The 18,830-nt window shown below is 63.0% G+C and carries 15 protein-coding genes, 1 rRNA gene and 1 pseudogene; 14 read left to right on the forward strand and 3 right to left on the reverse strand.

Annotated elements, in window-relative coordinates; translation table 11 throughout:
- A 5S ribosomal RNA gene (rrf, locus tag B9Z01_RS37095) occupies positions 1–84 on the forward strand; the annotation flags it as partial.
- A gap of 204 nt (positions 85–288) precedes the next feature.
- Here the strand turns inward: rrf and hmpA are convergent.
- Complete coding sequence (gene hmpA / locus B9Z01_RS34345) at positions 289–1,470, reverse strand: NO-inducible flavohemoprotein (protein ID WP_085489971.1); 1,182 nt, start codon at positions 1,468–1,470, stop codon at positions 289–291.
- A 138-nt stretch (positions 1,471–1,608) separates the two neighbouring features.
- On the opposite strand from hmpA, the gene norR reads away from it, so the two are divergent.
- Both norR and B9Z01_RS34355 read left to right on the forward strand, forming a co-directional pair.
- The gene (gene norR, locus B9Z01_RS34350) at positions 1,609–3,204 is read left to right on the forward strand and encodes a nitric oxide reductase transcriptional regulator NorR (RefSeq protein WP_085489986.1); all 1,596 of its coding nucleotides are present in this window, start codon (positions 1,609–1,611) and stop codon (positions 3,202–3,204) included.
- A 164-nt stretch (positions 3,205–3,368) separates the two neighbouring features.
- Entirely contained in the window at positions 3,369–4,211 is an 843-nt protein-coding gene (locus B9Z01_RS34355) for an HTD2 family dehydratase (protein ID WP_085489972.1), read from the forward strand.
- Positions 4,212–4,280: 69 nt separating this feature from the next.
- On the opposite strand, the gene B9Z01_RS34360 is transcribed toward B9Z01_RS34355, so the two are convergent.
- Positions 4,281–5,153 (reverse strand): LysR family transcriptional regulator, encoded by an 873-nt coding sequence (locus B9Z01_RS34360; protein WP_085489973.1) that lies wholly within the window; start codon positions 5,151–5,153, stop codon positions 4,281–4,283.
- Positions 5,154–5,374: 221 nt separating this feature from the next.
- Between B9Z01_RS34360 and B9Z01_RS34365 the strand changes: the two genes are divergently transcribed.
- The 11 genes and pseudogenes from B9Z01_RS34365 to B9Z01_RS34420 all read left to right on the forward strand — a co-directional run bounded on the left by B9Z01_RS34365 (position 5,375) and on the right by B9Z01_RS34420 (position 16,015).
- Entirely contained in the window at positions 5,375–6,226 is an 852-nt protein-coding gene (locus tag B9Z01_RS34365; RefSeq protein ID WP_085489974.1) for a transporter substrate-binding domain-containing protein, read from the forward strand.
- Positions 6,227–6,237: 11 nt separating this feature from the next.
- Complete coding sequence (locus B9Z01_RS34370; RefSeq protein WP_085489975.1) at positions 6,238–6,918, forward strand: amino acid ABC transporter permease; 681 nt, start codon at positions 6,238–6,240, stop codon at positions 6,916–6,918.
- On the forward strand, positions 6,908–7,570 hold the full coding sequence (locus tag B9Z01_RS34375; protein ID WP_085489976.1) for an amino acid ABC transporter permease: 663 nt from the start codon (positions 6,908–6,910) through the stop codon (positions 7,568–7,570). The genes B9Z01_RS34370 and B9Z01_RS34375 overlap by 11 nt, the downstream gene beginning before the upstream one ends.
- A gap of 29 nt (positions 7,571–7,599) precedes the next feature.
- Positions 7,600–8,559: an agmatinase gene (locus B9Z01_RS34380; RefSeq protein ID WP_085489977.1), complete on the forward strand. Its 960-nt coding sequence runs from the start codon at positions 7,600–7,602 to the stop codon at positions 8,557–8,559.
- On the forward strand, positions 8,556–9,302 hold the full coding sequence (locus tag B9Z01_RS34385; protein ID WP_085489978.1) for an amino acid ABC transporter ATP-binding protein: 747 nt from the start codon (positions 8,556–8,558) through the stop codon (positions 9,300–9,302). Before B9Z01_RS34380 ends, B9Z01_RS34385 begins: the two co-directional genes overlap by 4 nt.
- 19 nt (positions 9,303–9,321) lie before the next feature.
- On the forward strand, positions 9,322–9,738 hold the full coding sequence (locus B9Z01_RS34390) for a RidA family protein (RefSeq protein WP_085489979.1): 417 nt from the start codon (positions 9,322–9,324) through the stop codon (positions 9,736–9,738).
- Between the two features lie 2 nt (positions 9,739–9,740).
- Positions 9,741–10,895 (forward strand): acetylornithine deacetylase, encoded by a 1,155-nt coding sequence (gene argE, locus B9Z01_RS34395; protein ID WP_085489980.1) that lies wholly within the window; start codon positions 9,741–9,743, stop codon positions 10,893–10,895.
- Positions 10,896–11,494: 599 nt separating this feature from the next.
- Positions 11,495–11,629 (forward strand): annotated as a pseudogene (locus tag B9Z01_RS36600) (LysR family transcriptional regulator); the annotation flags it as partial.
- 179 nt (positions 11,630–11,808) lie between these two features.
- Complete coding sequence (gene amaB, locus B9Z01_RS34410) at positions 11,809–13,308, forward strand: L-piperidine-6-carboxylate dehydrogenase (RefSeq protein ID WP_085489982.1); 1,500 nt, start codon at positions 11,809–11,811, stop codon at positions 13,306–13,308.
- Positions 13,309–13,453: 145 nt separating this feature from the next.
- Positions 13,454–14,626 carry an NAD(P)/FAD-dependent oxidoreductase gene (locus B9Z01_RS34415; protein WP_085489983.1) on the forward strand — a complete coding sequence of 391 codons (1,173 nt, stop codon included), beginning with the start codon at positions 13,454–13,456 and terminating at the stop codon, positions 14,624–14,626.
- Positions 14,627–14,806: 180 nt separating this feature from the next.
- Positions 14,807–16,015: an aminotransferase-like domain-containing protein gene (locus B9Z01_RS34420; protein ID WP_085489984.1), complete on the forward strand. Its 1,209-nt coding sequence runs from the start codon at positions 14,807–14,809 to the stop codon at positions 16,013–16,015.
- Between the two features lie 182 nt (positions 16,016–16,197).
- Here the strand turns inward: B9Z01_RS34420 and rpoD are convergent, their stop codons facing one another.
- Positions 16,198–18,192, reverse strand: coding sequence for an RNA polymerase sigma factor RpoD (gene rpoD, locus B9Z01_RS34425; protein ID WP_085489985.1), 1,995 nt, complete (start codon positions 18,190–18,192; stop codon positions 16,198–16,200).
- Positions 18,193–18,830 lie beyond the last annotated feature (638 nt).

The following is an 18,830-nucleotide window of genomic DNA, read 5'->3' on the forward strand; positions in this document are numbered from 1 at the left end:
CTTCCCATCCCGAACAGGACCGTGAAACGACTCCACGCCGATGATAGTGCGGATTGCCCGTGTGAAAGTAGGTCATCGTCAGGCTCCTCATGCTGTATCGCCAGAACCCCGGTCTCTCGACACGAGAACCGGGGTTCTGGCGTTTACGCCCTCGTTCCGGGGCGTCATACGATCGGACCGAAACGCCCATCTCCGAATACGTCGAGCAATGCGATACCGTTTGCCGATTCGCACCAGGCATCGACGCGACGCTTGCCAACGACTCGAAGAGGGCGAGTACTCGCAGTCTTATTCGAGCGCGGCAGCCGGCCCGAAGAACTCGTAACGGCTCTGCGATTCCGGCACGCCAATCGCCTTCAGCGACTTCTTGATCGCCTTCATGAATGCGATCGGCCCGAGGAAATACACATCCACGTCGCGCGTTTCCGGCAGCCATTTCTGCAGATGCGCTTCGTTGATATAGCCGATGCCATGCACGTCGGCATCACCCGCACGGCGTTGCTCATAGCAATAGAAACGCTTCAATTGCGGGTGACGCGCGGCCAATGCGTCGATTGCATCGCGGAACGCATGCACGCCGCCGTGACGGGCCGCGTGAATGAAATGCACCGGACGCGAGGTCTTCAGCGCGGCTTGCAGCATCGCCATCGTCGGCGTGATCCCGACACCGCCGCTGATGAGCACGAGCGGCTTCTCGCCGGTTTCGAGCTTGAAATCGCCAGCCGGCGCGAACAGTTCCAGCGCATCGTTCTCGCTGATCTGCTCATGCAGATATTTCGATACCGTGCCATTCGGCTCGCGTTTCACGCTAATGCGATATTCGCGGCCATTGCTCATTGCCGACAGCGAATAGTTGCGGCGCACTTCCTCGCCATCGATAACCAGACGCACGCCAATGTACTGCCCCGGCTGAAATGCGAGCAATTCGCCACCGTCATCGGGGCGCAGATAGAACGACGTGATCTCGTCGCTCTCGCGCACTTTGCGCGCGACGCGGAATAGCCGCGTGCCGCGCCAGCCGCCCGGCGTTGCTTCACGGTCGGCGTAAATCTTCTCTTCGAGTCCGATCAGCAGACCCGCGAGTTGCTGATAAGCGGCGGCCCACGCTTCGATCACGGCATCGGTGGCGATTTCTGCGCCGAGCACTTCGCGGATCGAACGCAGCAGGCACTGTCCGACGATCGGATAGTGCTCGGGCTGCACGTTGAGCGACACGTGCTTGTTGATGATCTGCGACACGAGGCCGCCCAGTTGTTCGAGTTGATCGATATGGCGCGCATACATCAGCACGCCGTTGGCGAGCGCGCGTTGCTGCGCGCCGCTCGCCTGATTCGCGAGATTGAACATCGGACGCACTTCCGGGTGCTCGTTGAGCATCATGTTGTAGAAGTGCGTGGTGAGCGCCTCGCCTCCGCTTTCGAGAAGCGGCACGGTTGCTTTGATGATGGCGCGGTGTTCGGCAGATAGCATGATAAAGAAGTCCTGATGAAAGTCCGTTTGAGCGTCTGTCTATCAGCGAGTATCAAGCCGGATTCGGCAGACCTGCTTTGTTAATCACGATCCATGCCAGGTATAAAATAGCGTTAAATCAATGGTCTGGTGATGAAGATGGTTAATCCGACACTAGTCGAAAAGACTCATATTGGAGTCAATTTGACTGCTGAGATGGTGCTCGACGTTCTGACTCCGCTGATTCTCGACCTCTCTCGCGAGTTGTCCGACCGCGAGCGTTACCGCCGCCTGCTCAGCAGCCTGCGCACGCTGTTTCCGGGCGACGCGGCCGCGCTGCTGCGCCTCGAAGGCGACACGCTCGTGCCGCTTGCAATCGACGGCCTGAGCAGCGACACGCTCGGCCGCCGGTTTCGCATCGCCGATCATCCGCGCTTCCAGCAGCTTCTGGCACGGCCGGAACCGACCCGCTTTGCCGCCGACTCCGACCTGCCCGATCCGTACGACGGCCTCGTGCAAGGCATGGCGGCCGGGCACCTCGAAGTTCACGACTGCCTCGGCTGTCCGCTGTTGATCCACGGCGAGCCTTGGGGTTTGCTGACGCTCGATGCGCTGGACCCGGCGCGCTTCGACACGATCGACATGGCCTCGCTACAGGCGTTTCTCGGCCTCGCGGCCGCGACTGTGAGCGTCGTCGAGAGAATCGATGCATTGGCGCGCAACGGCGAAGAAGCGCAGCTTCGCGCCGAAGCGTACCGTCAGGCGAGCAGCCAGAGCCGGCGCGAGCTGATCGGTAGCAGCGATGCGCATCGCCGCATGATCAAGGAAATCGAGGTCGTAGCCGGCAGCGATCTGACCGTGCTGGTCACAGGCGAGACCGGTGTCGGCAAGGAGCTGGTCGCGAACGCGATTCACGCGCTGTCGCCGCGCGCGAACAAGCCGCTCGTCAGTCTGAATTGTGCGGCGTTGCCCGATACGCTCGTCGAGAGCGAATTGTTCGGACACGTGCGTGGCGCGTTTTCGGGGGCGTCGGCGGATCGGCGCGGCAAATTCGAACTCGCGGACGGCGGCACGATCTTCCTCGACGAAGTCGGCGAATTGCCGCTCGCGGTGCAGGCAAAGCTGTTGCGCGTGTTGCAGAACGGCCAGTTGCAACGGATCGGCTCGGACCACGAACATCGCGTCGACGTGCGGCTGATTGCCGCCACCAATCGCGATCTCGCCGAAGAAGTGCGCGCGGGCCGCTTCCGTGCCGACCTCTATCATCGCCTCAGCGTCTACCCTTTGCGCGTGCCGCCGTTGCGTGAGCGCGGTCGCGACGTACTGTTGCTCGCAGGGTTCTTCCTCGAAGACAATCGCTCGCGGCTCGGTCTGCTGAGCCTGCGTCTCGCGGCTGATGCGCAAGCGGCGTTGCTGCATTACTCATGGCCCGGCAACGTGCGTGAACTCGAGCATCTGATCGGGCGCAGCGCGCTGAAGGCATTGGCCGCCAATCGCGAGCGCCGCCGCATTCTCACGCTGACCGCCGCGGACTTCGCATTGACCGATACAAAGGATGACGGACAGAATCCGGCACCCGCACAGAATGACAATGACGGCACGAAGGACTTTCGCAGCGCGGTGACCGAATTCGAACGAAACCTGGTTCTCGAAGCGCTTGCGCGCAATAACCGGAACTGGGCGGCCGTTGCGCGCGAGTTGGGCCTCGACCGTGCCAATCTGAACCGGCTCGCCAAACGGCTCGGCCTCAAATAAGCGGTCATGTACTCAACGGAAAATGGCTCGGCAAAGCCGTGCACCAAACCGGATGCTTCAACCAGAACCAAAGACCCGCTTCAAAAATGCAGACTTCACGGAACACAGGGTGTCGTTCGTAGTAAGGTCGATCAACGTTCATCATCCGCACTGGAGGCTTCACTATGTCCGCAGCCGCAGAGAAACTCGACGACTGGCTCAACAAGCAGGCGGTGACCGAAGACGACATCACCGCGTTTCCGTTGACGGCGCTCGCTGCCACGCTCGATCGGGAGGAACGCGGCGACACGGTGCCGCCGCTGTGGCATTGGCTGTACTTTCTACCCGTGTCACCGATGTCGGAATCCGGCCCCGATGGTCATCCGAAGCGCGGCGGTTTCCTGCCGCCGGTGCCGCTGCCGCGCCGCATGTGGGCCGGCGGCCGGCTGACTTTTCATGCGCCGCTCAAGGTCGGCGAGCATGCACAGCGCACCTCGACGATTGCCAATATCGAAGACAAAACCGGCCGTTCGGGCCGCCTCGTATTCGTCACAGTCCAACATGCGATCGAAGTGGATGGCGAGCTGAAGCTCGAGGAAGAGCACGACATCGTCTATCGCGACGCGCCACAGGAAGGCGCGCGGCCGCAGCAGCCGGCGCCCGCGCCCGAAGGCGAAACGTGGCGCCGCACGATCGACGCCGATGCCGTGATGCTGTTCCGCTACTCCGCGCTGACCTTCAACGGCCATCGCATTCACTACGACTATCCCTACGTCACGCAGATCGAAGGTTATCCGGGCCTCATCGTGCATGGGCCGCTGATCGCGACGCTGCTCGTCGATCTCGTGCGCCGCGAACTGCCGCATGCGACGCTGCAGAGCTTTGCATTCCGCGCGTTGCGCCCCACCTTCGCGGGCCAGCCGTTTACGGTGTGCGGCAAGCCATCCGCTGACGGCAAAACCATCGACCTGTGGGCCAAGGACCACGAAGGCTATCTGACCATGCGCGCGAGCGCCGCGCTTGCCTGAATTCCGCGAGATTCGATTATCCAGACCGCGCAGCCGGATTCTTTCCAGGACATTCGCGAAGCCGTACCGTCATTCAATACGATGGCGTTGCTGGAGAAGATCCAGGAACAGATCAAGTGCGCGCGTTCTTGGCCGAGAAATTTCGATGATCGCGCTGATCGTATTTTCATAGACCGGGCCGGACGGCACTTTCGCGAGCGCGTGCCGCTTCGCGAACGACGCTGCATAAAACTGCGGCAGTAGACCCACGTAGTGCCCAGACAGCACCAGCATCGCGACCGCCTCGAGTCCCGACGCAGACGGTCCGCGCTCCATCCCCAGCATATTGAGCGCCTCGTGCACGAACGGCTGTTCGCGATAGACGAGCGGCAGCGTCGGCGCGTCGCGCATCTTGCGACGCGCCACGTACAGCGCTTGCCGCTCAATGAATAGCGGCAGGTAATGGAAGCCCGCCTCGCGCCGGTACATCCCTCGAATGGCAACCTGCACACGACGTTCCCGCAAGGCCAGATCGAGTTCGTTAAAGGTCATGACCCGCAACTCGACGCTCACGTCCGGCGCCTGTTCCTTCAGTGCGGTGAGCACCTCGGGTAGATGACAGCCGTCGTCGCTGACGATGTGTTCGACCATCCCGATCGACAGCCTGCCGGATAGCACTCCGCGCACCGCGTCGATTTCCGGCTGGATCCGCTCTAGCGACCGGATCGCATCACGCGCGAGATCGAGAGCGACCTTTCCCGCATGCGTCAGCACGAATCCCGAGGGGCCGCGCTCACATAGCCGGGCGCCGAGCGTCTCCTCGACTTCCCGGATGTGCCGGCTAATCGACGCCTTCGACATATTCAATTGCTTTTCCGCCGCTGCGAAGCCGTTGGCCTGCGCGACAGCGCAGAAAATGCGCAGCGAGCGCAGATCGCGTTCAGTGAAATCGGGGCGAGACACTCAAGCGACTCCTGAGTCGAACGAATGGGCTGAATTCGCCTATTCGAAAGGTTTCATTTTTTGGAACCATACAGCTAAAAAAATCATTTTTCACTCTCTTTATGGCGGCATACATTGAATCGCCCGGTAAATCGCGAGAAGCCGCAGAGGCCGCGATGCGCTGGTCCATATCTGCACGACCACACGACACATTCCTATACGACCATCACGCGGAGAGAGCAATGAAACAATTGACCAGACGGTCCTTCATCAAAGCCACCCTTGCATCGGGCGCAGCACTGGCGCTGCCGAAGCTCGCACTGGCCGAAGGCGGCACGCTCGCGGACATCAAACAGCGTGGCAAGCTGGTGGTTGGCACGGAGGCCGCATACGAGCCGTTCGAATTCGTCGAGAACGGCCAGATCGTCGGGTACGGTCACGATGTGCTGGAACTGATGGCAGCGAAACTCGGCGTGAAGCTCGAGCAGATGAATCTGCCGTTCCAGGGGCTGCTTCCCGGCCTGATGTCGCACAAGTTCGACTTCGTCGCGACTAGCGTCGGCATCACGCCGGAGCGCGCCAAGCGTTTCGCGTTCAGCGAGCCGGTCGGTGTGGTGCGCTCGGTGCTGCTGGTGCGGGCCGACGACACTTCGATCAAGCGCGATCTCGACATCGGCGGCAAGACGATCGGCACGCAGATGGGTTCGTCGTCACAGCCTGTCGCCGAGGAGTTCGAGAAGGAGCTGAAGGAAAAGACCGGCAAGGGCTACGCGGGCACCAAGCTGTTCCAGGCGTATCCGGACGTGTCGAACGCGCTCGCGAACAAAACCGTCGACGTCGCGCTGATGCCGTCGAACATCGCCGCCGTGCAGATGAAGCGGCAGCCGAACGCGTTCCGCATCGCCGGCACGATCGGTCAGCCGAAGCTGCTCGCGTGGGTCGCAAATCCGAACGATCTCGAGATTCGCAAGTTCATCAACGATTCGCTCGAGGAATTCCGCGCGAACGGCAAGCTTGCCGCATTGCAGGTGAAGTGGTTCGGCGCGCCGATGGACACGCCGCGCGCGAACTATCTTCCGACCGGCGCTATCTGACGCGCGCCGCCATGCTCAACTGGTTCGACAAGGGCGGTGTGATCGCGCCATTTCTCGACGGCGTCGTGTCCGGGACAGCGCTGACGCTGGCCGCCTCTGCCTGCGCGTTCGTCATCGGACTCGCACTCGGCATCGTGCTGCTGCTCGCGCGCATCTCGCCATTCGCTCCGCTGCGCTCGCTGGTGGTGCTGTGGGTGAGTCTGATTCGCGGCACGCCGGCGCTGATTCACATGTTGATCGCGTACTACATGGTGCCGGCGCTGCTCAATATTTCGATCTCACCGGTCACGGCCGGCATCGCGGCGCTCGCCTGCAATACCAGCGCGTACATCGTCGAGATCCTGCGCGGATCGCTCGGCACGATTTCGTGGGGGCAGCGCGCCGCCGGTTACGCGATGGGTATGCGCGCCGCCCAGGTGTGGCGTCACGTGTTGCTGCCGCAGATGATCTATCGCGCGATTCCGCCTCTCACCAGCGAGTTCACGCTTTTGCTGAAGGCGTCGTCGCTGATGTCGATCATCGCGGTGCCGGAACTCGCGACGGTCGCGCGCAACGCCACGCTGCAAACCGATTTGCCGCTGCAGGTCTTCACGATCACCGCGGCGGTCTACTTCCTGATCCTGTTCTGCATCTCGGCTGTTTCGCGAGTGTGTGAGCGCCGCGTCGCGAGGATGCTGCCCCATGGCCATTGATATTTCGATCGTCCGCGAAGCGGTGCCGGTTCTGCTCGACGGATTGCGCGTCACCGCACTGGTCAGCGCGATCGGCATTCCGCTTGGCGCCGTCGCGGGAATCGTCGCGGCGTACGCGGCGCAATCGCGCACGTTCCTGAAGCCGGTGGCGCTCGCCTACGTCGAACTGGTGCGCAACATTCCGTACCTGATTCTCGTCTACCTGTCGTTCTTCGGTCTACCGAAACTCGGCGTGGGCGCATCGGCGATGACGGTCGCGATCGGCTGCACGGCGTTCTATACGGGCGGCTACTTCTGCGAAATCCTGCGCGCGGCGTTGCGCAGCGTGCCGCGCGGCCAGACCCAGGCGTCGTTTTCCCTCGGCATGACGTTCTGGCAAACGCAGCGCCACGTGATCGCGCCGCAGTTGTTCGGCTACATCACACCGCCGACCACGAGCCTCGTCATCATGATGTTCAAGGACTCGGCAATTTTCTCGGTGATGAGCCTGCCGGAGATGACGTACCAGAGCAATCTGCTCACCGCCAACACCTTTGCGTATGTCGAAGTGCTCGGCACGACGGCATTGATCTACTGGATCTGCAGCGTTCTGCTGGCCGGCGTCGGCCGCCGTCTCGAGACGGCGATCGGACGGCGCGCACGCCACGCCTGACACAGATCCATTTCCCAGGAGACACTCGCATGACCCGATACACCGTAGCGCCGCGCACCGGCCATCCCACGCTGCTCTACTCGGAACTCGATCTCGACATCGACAACCTGAAGGCCGATATCGCCGTGCTCGGCATGCCGTACGGCGCACCGTACTCGCCGTCCGATTTCAGCAATGACCAGACCAACGCGCCGTCGGCGATCCGTCAGGCGACCGACCGCGTCGTGCGCAAGCCGGGGCATTACGACTTCGATATCGACGGTCCGCTGCTGCAAGGCCGCGATGACGTGCGCTTCGTCGATTGCGGCGACGTTATTCCCGATCTGACGAAGCCCGGCGAGCACTACGCGCGCGCCGAAGCGGCCGTGCGCCGCATCGTCGCCGGCGGCGCCATGCCGATCGTGCTGGGTGGCGATCATGGCATCACCACGCCGATCCTGCGCGGCCTCGACGCCAAAGGTCCGATTACGCTCGTGCATATCGATGCGCACCTCGACTGGCGCGACGACGTCAATGGCGTTCGCGAGGGCCTGTCGAGCCCGATCCGCCGCGCGTCGGAGATGGCGCACGTCGAGCGCATCATCCAGATCGGTTTGCGCGCGCAGGGCAGCGGGCGTCCCGAGGAACTCGCCGCCGCGCGCGCCTATGGCTCGGAACTCGTTACGGCGTACGAGCTGCACGACATCGGCATGGACGCGGTGCTCGCGCGCATTCCCGACGGCGGCAACTACTATCTGACGATCGATGCCGACGGCCTCGATCCGTCGGTGATGCCGGCCGTCGCCGGTCCGGCGCCGGGGGGCGTGACCTTCGTGCAGGCGCGCAAGCTGATCCACGGGCTGGTGAAGAAGGGCCGTGTGGTCGGCATGGACATTGTGGAAATCCAGCCGGAAAAGGACGACGCGAATCTGATTTCCTGCGTCACCGCCGGGCGCCTGATTCTCAACCTGATCGGCGCGTCGATTCGCGCGGGGTACTTCGACAAATGAACGCGAATCAGGCCGTCATCGACATCCGCGGCATCGACAAGTGGTACGGCAGCCATCACGTGCTCAAACAGTGCTCGACTCACGTGAACAAGGGCGAGATCGTCGTGGTGTGCGGGCCGTCGGGTTCGGGCAAATCAACGCTGATCAAGACCGTCAATGCGTTGGAGCCGTTCCAGAAGGGCGACATCGTCGTCGATGGCACCTCGCTCGTCGCGAGGTCGACTGATCTGCCGAAGCTACGCAGCCGCGTCGGCATGGTGTTCCAGCACTTCGAACTGTTTCCGCATCTGGACCTGACGCGCAACCTCACGCTCGCGCAGCGCATCGTGCTTGGCCGGGACGAAGGCCGGGCACGCACGAAAGCGCGTGAGCTGCTCGAGCGTGTCGGGCTGTCCGCGCATGCGCACAAGTACCCGGGGCAGCTGTCGGGCGGCCAGCAACAGCGCGTTGCGATTGCGCGCGCGTTGTCGATGGATCCGATGGCGATGCTGTTCGACGAGCCGACCTCGGCGCTCGACCCGGAGATGGTCAACGAGGTGCTGGACGTGATGGTCGAACTCGCGCGCGAAGGCATGACCATGATGGTGGTCACGCACGAAATGGGCTTTGCAAAGCGGGTCGCGCATCGCGTGGTCTTCATGGAAGACGGCGCGATCATCGAGGACAGCCCGACCGACGTGTTCTTCCAGGACGCCGCCAGCGCCGCCGCGAAACGCTTTCTTTCCAAAATCCTTCATCACTGAACTTTCGAATCACAACGATATGACCACTCATACGCGCATCCGCAAATTCAACACCCGCGAAACGTATCCGGAACAGAAGCTGGACAACGATCTGTGCCAGGCGGTCATCGCCGGCAACACGGTGTATCTGCGCGGGCAGATCGGCCAGGATCTCGATACGCGTGAATCGGTCGGCATCGGCGACGTCGCCGCGCAAACCGAAAAGGCGATGTCGAACGTCAAGATGCTGCTCGACGAATGCGGCAGCAAGCTCGAGGACATCTGCAAGGTCACGGTCTACATCATCGATCCGCGTTATCGCGAGGCTGTCTACAACGTGATGGGCCGCTGGCTCAAGGGCGTGTTTCCGGTGTCGACCGGCATCGTCGTGCAGGCGCTCGCGCGTCCCGAATGGCTCGTCGAAATCGACGTCGTCGCCGTCAAGCCGGACGCGTGACCATGACGCTCAGCCGAAGCGCCGAACTGCTGAAAACGCTGATCGCGTTTCCGACCATTTCACGCACGCCGAATCTTGCGCTGATCGAGCACGTCGCCAGTCTGTTGGGTGCAGCGGGCATCCGCAGCACCATCGTCCGCAACGACACCGGCACCTGTGCGAACCTGTTCGCCAGCACGGGACCGGCGGGCGTGCCCGGCGTGATGCTGTCGGGACACACCGACGTCGTGCCCGTCGAAGGCCAGCCATGGACGATGCCGCCCTTCGAGGGCACGCTGCATGGCGAGCGGCTCTATGGCCGTGGCGCGGCCGACATGAAGGGCTTCGTCGCGTGCGCGGTCGTCGCGATGATCGATGCGTCGTCGCGAACGTTGAAAAAGCCGCTGCAACTGGCGCTGTCGTACGACGAGGAAATCGGCTGCGTCGGCGTGCGGCGGCTGATCGACGTGCTGGAGGCCGCGCCGGTGCGGCCGGAGCTGTGCGTCGTCGGCGAACCGACGATGATGCAGATCGCGACCGGCCATAAGGGCAAAGCCGCGTATCGCGCGATCTGTTGCGGTCAGGAAGGCCACTCGGCGCTCGCGCCGAAGTATCTGAACGCGATTCACGTCGCGGCGGACTGGATCGCGGGCCTTCGCGCGGCGCAGCAGCATCTCGCCGAAAGCGGCGCGCGCGACGACGGTTACGACGTGCCGTATTCGACGATTCACGTCGGCACGATAAACGCGGGCAAGGCGCTCAATATCGTGCCGAACGAATGCACGCTCGATTTCGAAATCCGCACGCTCGCGAACGACCGGGCCGACGCCATTCTCGACGACATCCGCTCGCGTGCCTCGGTCGCGAGTGCCACGGCTTTTCAGGGGGAAGTGCATCTGCCCGCTGTCGAGGAAGTCAACGCCTATCCCGGCCTCGACACGCATGTCGCGAGCGACGCCGTGAAGTTTCTCGAAGCGCTGCTGCCGCCGGACACACGAAAGCGCAAGGTCGCGTTCGGCACTGAAGGGGGGCTGTTCTCGACACGCCTGTCGGTGCCGACCGTCGTCTGCGGCCCGGGCGACATCGAGGTCGCGCACAAGCCGGACGAATACGTCACGCTGACGCAGCTCGATGCATGCGATAACTTTCTCGCCCAGCTAACGCGCTGCTTGCAGTAAAGCCCGATTCCTTCGGGACCCGCAGCCTATGCGGAATTGGAACGTGGGCGCAGTCCAGCGTCGCGGCATGGGCGAATGTCGCCGCTTTCGCATGAATGGTCTCCTTCTAATGCGGCTGCGCTCCTGGAGCTGAATATCCGACCGGCGAATCGCGCAATGATTCGCGCCACGTCGGCCGGTGCCTCCAGTGGTGACAGGTGTCCCGTTCCGGGCAGGATGTGCATCGCCGCGTGAGGGATGCGGGGTAGCAGTTCCGTCTGCAGCGTTGCGATGCGGTCCACCTGGTCGAGCTCGCCGGAGATGACGATGGTCGGCACATCGATGGACGCCACCGCCCCGGTGATGTCTTCGCGCATGGCAACGTTCGGCCAGGCCGCCTTGGCCTGCGGCGCGGCCTTCAGGCTGTCCTCGATCACTTGCTCGCGGCGCGCGGCGTCAAGCGATTTTGCCGTCAGGACGTGATCGATGACGAACTCGACCGATTCGCGCGATTGATACGCGCCGCTCAACGTCGCGCGTTCTTCGTCGGACAGAACCGCCGGCGACGGCGGCGACGGCGCGACGAGCACGAGGCCTTCGAGCCCGCCCGGCCGGCGTGACGCGCGGCCGAGTTGGCGATTCAGGCGGTTTATCCGAGCGTGCGGCGCATACCGCTCAAAGTGCGCCGGTTTGTCGATTACCTCGCTGAGACGTTTGGCGATGAACCGCCCTGGGATCGGCAGGAGGGGCGTTAGGAGAGGACGGCGATGCGCCGGACGCACGTCGCGGAGTTTCCTTCTGGAAACGCAGCCGTGTGGAGTGGCTTGGGAATCTTCACGGAATTCAGGGAAAGCATCTCCTTGCCGCCATAAAAACCCGCGTGTATAGTTTCCGAACTTACTCTTGTTTCGTATCGGAAATTAAAGGGGTTCACATGGACGCGTCCACCATTCTCGCCGATCTCGGCATTGCCCACGCTGCGCAAGCCGGCGACATCGCAGTTCATTCGCCGATCACCGGCGAGCTCATCGGCCGTGTGGCCAGCAACACGGCGGCGGAAGTCGATGCGGCGCTTGCCCGGGCGCAAGACGCCTTCGCCGCGTGGCGCAACGTTCCGGCGCCGCGCCGCGGTGAACTCGTGCGGCTGCTCGGCAATCGTCTGCGCGAAAAGAAGCAGGCGCTCGGCAGCCTCGTCACGCTGGAGACCGGTAAGATCCTCCAGGAAGGCATGGGCGAGGTGCAGGAGATGATCGACATCTGCGATTTCGCGGTCGGCCTGTCGCGCCAGTTGTACGGCCTGACGATCGCGTCCGAGCGTCCCGGTCACCGGATGGCCGAAACGTGGCATCCGCTTGGCACCTGCGTCGTGATCTCGGCGTTCAATTTCCCGGTTGCGGTGTGGTCGTGGAACGCGGCACTCGCGCTCGTGTGCGGCAACGCGGTGATCTGGAAGCCGTCGGAAAAGACGCCGCTTTCCGCGCTGGCTGTGAACAAGATTCTCGAAGACGCGCTCAAGGAGTTCGGCGATGCGCCGGCGGGTCTCACCGCGCTCATCAACGGCGGACGCGACGTGGGCGAAAAGCTCGTGGCCGATCCGCGCGCGTCGATCGTCAGCGCGACGGGCAGCACCGAAATGGGCCGCAAGGTCGGCGTCGAAGTGGCGAAGCGCTTCGGCCGCTCGCTGCTCGAACTCGGCGGCAACAATGCGGGCATCGTCACGCAAACGGCCGACCACGAACTCGCGTTGCGCGGCATTCTGTTCTCGGCGGTGGGCACGGCGGGGCAGCGCTGCACGACGCTGCGGCGCCTGTTCGTGCACGAGAGCGTGTACGACAAGACCGTCGAGCGTCTGAAGCAGCTGTATAGCCGCGTGCCGCTCGGCAATCCGCTCGAAAAGGGCACGCTGATGGGCCCGCTCATCGACCGCCAATCGTTCGACCGCATGCAGGAAGCGCTGCAGCAGGCGAAGGCCGAGGGCGGCAAGGTGACGGGGGGCGAGCGCGTCGAAGTGAAGGGCTATGAGGGCGGCTTCTACGTGCGTCCGGCGATCGTCGAGATGCCATCGCAAACGGCGGTCGTGCTGAAGGAAACCTTCGCGCCGATTCTCTACGTGCAGCGCTACAGCGATTTCGCCGATGCCGTCGATGCGAACAACGCCGCGCACCACGGTCTGTCGTCGTGCGTGTTCACGAGCGATCTGCGGGAAGCGGAACGCTTCCTGTCCGCTTCGGGCAGCGACTGCGGGATCGCGAACGTCAACATCGGACCGAGCGGCGCGGAAATCGGCGGGGCATTCGGCGGCGAGAAGGAAACCGGCGGCGGCCGCGAGTCGGGCTCGGATGCGTGGAAGGCCTACATGCGCCGCGCGACCAACACCGTCAACTACTCGTCGGCGTTGCCGCTCGCGCAGGGTATCGACTTCAATCTCGACTGAGCGCGAACGCGGGCTTTCGTTGCAACCATCGCGACGGCGGCAGCGCATTGAGGCGCTGCCGCCGTCGCGCATATCAACTCTTTTTCTGCAATCCGTTTGTGCCGCCGAGCGTTTTGAAGCGGCCACGTTACTCGTGGAGTAAGACGTGAGTTCGAAAGTCGTGATCGTCGGCGGTGGGGTGATCGGCAGCTCGATTGCGTATTTCTTGCGGCTGTCCGATCCGACAGTCAGCGTCACGGTGATCGAACGCGATCCGACCTATGCGCGTTCGTCGTCGGCATTGTCGGCGGCGTCGATCCGTCAGCAGTTCTCGACGCCGCTTTCCATTCAGATGTCGCTGTTCGGCATCGAGTTTCTCCGCTCGATCGGCGAGCGGCTCGAAGTCGACGGCACGCGGCCGTCGATCGATCTGCACGAAGGCGGCTACCTGTTTCTCGCGACGCCCGCGGGTGTTGCGACGCTGCGCGAGAATCACGCGCTGCAAAAGAGTCTCGGCGCGGATATCAGCCTGCTCGACAAACATGCGCTGCAAACGCGCTTCCCCTGGCTCAATACCGAAGACCTGGCAGCGGGCGCCTACGGCGAAAGCGGCGAAGGCTGGTTCGATGGCTACGGCCTCGTGCAGGCGCTGCGCAAGAAAGCGCAGGCGCTCGGCGCGCGCTATATCGCCGCCGATGTGACCGCGCTCCAGCGCGACGGCCGGAGAATCACGCAGGTGCAGACCGCGAACGGCGAAACCTATGCGTGCGATATGGTCGTCAACGCGGCCGGCGCCTGGGCGCGCAAGGTCGCGCAGATGATCGGCGTCGACCTGCCGGTCTACGCGCGGCGCCGCAGTATCTTCAACGTCACGTCGCCGGGGCGGCTCGAACATTGTCCGCTGCTGATCGATCCGAGTGGCGTGTACTTTCGCCCCGAGGGCAATTCGTTTATCTGCGGCACGTCGCCGTCGGCCGATAACGACCCCGACGACCTGCCGCTCGACGAAGTCGATCACGCGCTCTTCGACGACGTGATCTGGCCGACGCTCGCGAACCGCGTGCCGCAATTCGAGGCGCTGCGCGTGCAGAACTGCTGGTCCGGCTACTACGAATACAACGTGCTCGATCAGAACGCGATCATCGGCCCTCATCCGGATATCGATAACTGCATCTTCGCCAACGGCTTCAGCGGCCACGGTTTGCAGCAGGGGCCGGCGACGGGCCGCGGCATCAGCGAACTGATTTTGCACGGCCGCTATACGACGCTCGATCTGGGCGCATTGAGCTTCATGCGTGTGCTCGAAAACCGGCCGATCGTCGAGAAGAACGTGGTGTAGCCATCGATGTAGCCGCATAAGGAGACATGCGTGCATCGGGGGCACGGGGTCATGGGGTCATGCGGAAAATGCAATACGTAGTGCGTAGATATCGTTTGCCGCTTCTCCCGCCGATAGCCACAATCGACGCCGATCGTCTCTGAGATCCCAATCGATACAGGAAGGCAGGCGGCCGTCACCATGTTCTCATTCAACTCCGCATTCGAAGCACCGGGCGGCTCGCCGATCCGCGAGCTGTTCAAATACCTTGCGCAACCCGGCATGATCTCGTTCGCAGGCGGCTATCCGGCGAGCGATCTGTTCGACCGCGAAGGCCTCGACGCCGCCGCGGCACGCGCATCGCAACAGCCGGCGCTATGCCTCCAATACGGCCCGACCGATGGCCTCGCCGTCCTCAAGGAACAGCTTGCGAATCTGATGACACGGCGCGGCATGCAGTGCGCGCCGCAAGACCTGCTCGTGACGACCGGCTCGCAGCAGGGCTTCGATCTGCTGCTGCGCGTGATGGTCGCGCCCGGCGACGTGGTGCTGGTCGAGCAGCCCGCTTATCCGGCCACATTGCAGGCGCTCAAGCTGCAACAGGCCGACGTCGTGACGGTGCCGGTCGATCAGCATGGCCTCGACGTTGCAAAGCTCGCCGCGCTGCTCGAAGCTGGCACACTGCGCCGCACGCCGAAACTGCTCTACACGGTGCCGACGTTTGCGAATCCGACCGGCGCGACGTTGTCGATCGAGCGCCGTACTGCGTTGCTGAAACTCGCGGCGCGTTACCGCTTTGTGATCGTCGAAGACGATCCATATGGCGACTTGCGTTTCGACGGCGCGGCCTTGCCGTCGCTGCTCGCGCTGAGCGAGCAGGTGCCCGGTTCGCGCGACTGGGTCGTGCATTTTTCGAGTCTTTCGAAGATCGTCGCGCCGGGTTTGCGCATCGGCTGGATGGTCGCGCATGCGGAGATCGTGCGGCGCTGCGTGGTCGCCAAGCAGACCGTCGATCTGTGCAGTTCGCCGTGGACCCAGGCGATCGCCGCCGAGTACCTCGCGAGCGGCGCGCTGGAGCGGCATCTGCCGCGCATTGTCGATGCATATGCACAGAAATGCCGCGCCCTGTGCGATGCGCTCGAAGCGCATCTCGCGCAGGACATCGCGTTTCATCGTCCGGCTGGCGGGATGTTCGTGTGGGCGCGTCTGAATAGGCATAGCGACGCGTCCGGATACCTGCGCGTCTGTATCGAGCAGAATGTGATGTTCGTGCCCGGTGTCGCGTTTTATAAGGACGAGGTCGACACGGCGGCGTTGCGCCTGTCGTTTGCCGCGCCGGGCGTGGCCGATATTGAAACGGGTGTGCAGAGAATGAAGCGCGCGCTCGAGCAGTTCTCTGACAGGCAGTGAGAACGTTGATCGCATTGTGTTTCCACATGCGCTCTAACACGGCTGAAGAGAGCAGGCAGCGGGGAATCACCGTCGACCGGTTTGTCCCGCTGCTTTGCGTATGAGGAGAGGGGTGTTGCAGCTTGCCGTGCCGCGCGCACGGCAACGCACGGCAAGCGCGCGGCCTGATGGCCGCTCGGGGCTTAACGGTCGAGGAACGACTTCAGCCGGTCTGCGCGGCTCGGGTGCATGAGCTTGCGCATCGCCTTGCTTTCGATCTGACGAATCCGCTCGCGCGTGACATCGAACTGCTTGCCCACTTCTTCGAGCGTGTGATCCGACTTCGTGTTGATGCCGTAGCGCATGCGCAGCACCTTCGCTTCGCGCGGCGAGAGCGAGTCGAGCGCATCGTCGATCGCGGCGCGCAGGTCGGCCTGCATCGCGGCATCGGCCGGCGAGGAGACGGCTGCGTCTTCGATCATGTCGCCGAGCGTGGCGTCGCCGTCGTCGCCGACCGGCGTTTCCAGCGACACCGGCTGCTTCGCGATCTTCAGAATGCCGCGCACCTTCTCTTCCGAAAGCTCCATGCGCTCGGCGAGCACGGCCGGATGCGCTTCCTGGCCGGTTTGCTGGAGGATTTCGCGCGAGATGCGGTTGAGCTTGTTGATCGTTTCGATCATGTGCACCGGCACGCGAATCGTGCGGGCCTGATCGGCGAGCGAACGCGTGACGGCCTGACGGACCCACCACGTCGCATACGTCGAGAACTTCCAGCCGCGCCGGTATTCGAATTTGTCCACGGCCTTCATCAGACCAATGTTGCCTTCCTGGATCAGGTCGAGGAACAGCATGCCGCGGTTCACGTACTTCTTCGCGATCGAGATCACGAGACGCAGGTTCGCCTCGATCATCTCGCTCTTGGCCTTGCGCATCTTCGATTCGGCCGCGACCATCTGGCGGTTGATCTCTTTCAGATGCTTGAGCGGCAGCGAAACCGTGGCTTCGATTTCGATGAGCTTCTGCTGCTCGGACTGGATCGCCGGCAGATGGCGCTCGAGCGCCGCGCTGTATGCCGTCGACGCCGGGCGCGCCGCGCGCTCGGTCCAGCCGAGGTCGGTTTCGTGGCCTGCAAACGATTCGATGAACTTCTCGCGCGGCATGCCCGCCTTCGAGATGACGATCTGCAGGATGTTGCGCTCGATCGCGCGCACCTGCGCGACCTGATGCTGCACGTCGCCGCACAGGCGGTCGATCGTGCGCGCGGTGAAGCGGATGCGTGCGAGGTGCTGCTGAATGTCCTCGCGCGCGCGCTGATAGGCTTTCGAGCTGACGTCGCCGCGCGCGTGCGCCGCGTTCATCTGATCGGACAGGATGCCGACCTGGGCGAAGATTTCGAGGCAGTCGGACGTGAGCTGCTTCAGACGCGCTTCGTCCGCCGCCGACGAGTCGGCAGGACTCTCGTCGTCGTCTTCATCGCTTTCGTCGCTGTCGTCGGCGCTCGTGTCTTCTTCGGCGTCCGCGTCGGCGCTTGCCTCTTCTTCGGCGGCGACGGTGTCCTCATTGAGGCCGTCGACCAGTTCGTCGATGCGCAGCTCGCCGTCCGCAACCTGCTGGGCGCTCGCGAGAATCGCGGAGATCGCGAGCGGGCACGCGGCAATCGCCTGCACCATCTGGTGAAGGCCGTCTTCGATGCGCTTGGCGATCGCGATTTCGCCCGCGCGCGTCAGCAGTTCGGTCGCGCCCATTTCGCGCATGTACATGCGTACGGGGTCGGTCGTGCGGCCGAATTCGGAATCGACCGTCGACAGTGCGACTTCGGTTTCCTCGTCCGCCTGATCGTCCGAGACCACGGAGGGCGTGTTCGAGTTGAGCAGCAGGGTCTCTGCGTCGGGGGCCTGCTCGTAGACCTGCACGCCCATATCGTTGAACGCGCTGACGATGCTGTCGATCGCGGCCGTTTGCGTGAAGTTGTCGGGCAGGTGGTCGTTGATCTGCGCGTGGGTCAGGTAGCCTTGCTCTTTGCCCAGCTGGATCAGCGCGCGCATGAGGCGCTGACGCTCTTCGGCCTGTTGCGGCGGCAGATCGGCCGCCACGGGGATCGCTTTGCCGGCGCCCTTGCCCTTGGCCGTGCGGCCCGAGGACGCTTTGGCGATATAGGCGGCTTCCTGTTGCGAATCTTCGCGATCAAAAGGGTTCACGTATTTTCCTCTAGAGGCTTCGCTATGAGACGCAAGACGCTACCGTCAGGCGTTCCGAGCATGGCTCATGCATCACCTGATGTGACTCAACGCGGTTGTTTGGCTTGTGCTCTGGGGAGCAAAAAGATGAGCCCGCTGGAAGCGGGCCGATAGAGTGCGAAGAAATTTTGCGCGGCTCGCATTATATACGAGCTTGCGTGTTCGCGCTCATGGGGGCACATCAATTTGTCATCTATGTTGCTTCGCGTATGCGGATGCTGGGCATGCGCGCGTGTGTCGGCTCAGGCGATGCGCCGATGCATGCATCGACGTGCATGGTTGCTGCTTCATATATATGGAGGTGTTTTGTCCTCATGCAAGGGGATCGGTTTTCGCGTGTCTGCATGCTATGTATGAGGCGCGGCTTTCGCATCTCTTCAAAAGAAAATTTGCGGCAGGGGCTTGACGTGTTGTGACCGGCTCTCCATAATCTCGCTTCTCTGCTGCAGACGCAGCGACGCAAACGAAGCGGTACCGGATAGTGGGTACCGCAGGTGTTGTGACCGATCTTTAAAAACCTACAGCCGATAAGTGTGGGCACTTGATGCGGGATGCGGGCCGGTTCTTTCGGGAGCTGGCTGAAGCGAAAGTATCAAGAG

The organism is Paraburkholderia susongensis (assembly GCF_900177725.1).
GTDB classification, from domain to species: domain Bacteria; phylum Pseudomonadota; class Gammaproteobacteria; order Burkholderiales; family Burkholderiaceae; genus Paraburkholderia; species Paraburkholderia susongensis.

Excerpts from the sequence above, each read along its gene's own strand:
- hmpA (WP_085489971.1), bottom strand. The coding sequence starts at position 1,470 with ATGCTATCTGCCGAACACCGCGCCATCATCAAAGCAACCGTGCCGCTT.
- norR (WP_085489986.1), top strand. The coding sequence starts at position 1,609 with ATGGTTAATCCGACACTAGTCGAAAAGACTCATATTGGAGTCAATTTG.
- B9Z01_RS34355 (WP_085489972.1), top strand. The coding sequence starts at position 3,369 with ATGTCCGCAGCCGCAGAGAAACTCGACGACTGGCTCAACAAGCAGGCG.
- B9Z01_RS34365 (WP_085489974.1), top strand. The coding sequence starts at position 5,375 with ATGAAACAATTGACCAGACGGTCCTTCATCAAAGCCACCCTTGCATCG.
- B9Z01_RS34370 (WP_085489975.1), top strand. The coding sequence starts at position 6,238 with ATGCTCAACTGGTTCGACAAGGGCGGTGTGATCGCGCCATTTCTCGAC.
- B9Z01_RS34375 (WP_085489976.1), top strand. The coding sequence starts at position 6,908 with ATGGCCATTGATATTTCGATCGTCCGCGAAGCGGTGCCGGTTCTGCTC.
- B9Z01_RS34380 (WP_085489977.1), top strand. The coding sequence starts at position 7,600 with ATGACCCGATACACCGTAGCGCCGCGCACCGGCCATCCCACGCTGCTC.
- B9Z01_RS34385 (WP_085489978.1), top strand. The coding sequence starts at position 8,556 with ATGAACGCGAATCAGGCCGTCATCGACATCCGCGGCATCGACAAGTGG.
- B9Z01_RS34390 (WP_085489979.1), top strand. The coding sequence starts at position 9,322 with ATGACCACTCATACGCGCATCCGCAAATTCAACACCCGCGAAACGTAT.
- argE (WP_085489980.1), top strand. The coding sequence starts at position 9,741 with ATGACGCTCAGCCGAAGCGCCGAACTGCTGAAAACGCTGATCGCGTTT.
- amaB (WP_085489982.1), top strand. The coding sequence starts at position 11,809 with ATGGACGCGTCCACCATTCTCGCCGATCTCGGCATTGCCCACGCTGCG.
- B9Z01_RS34420 (WP_085489984.1), top strand. The coding sequence starts at position 14,807 with ATGTTCTCATTCAACTCCGCATTCGAAGCACCGGGCGGCTCGCCGATC.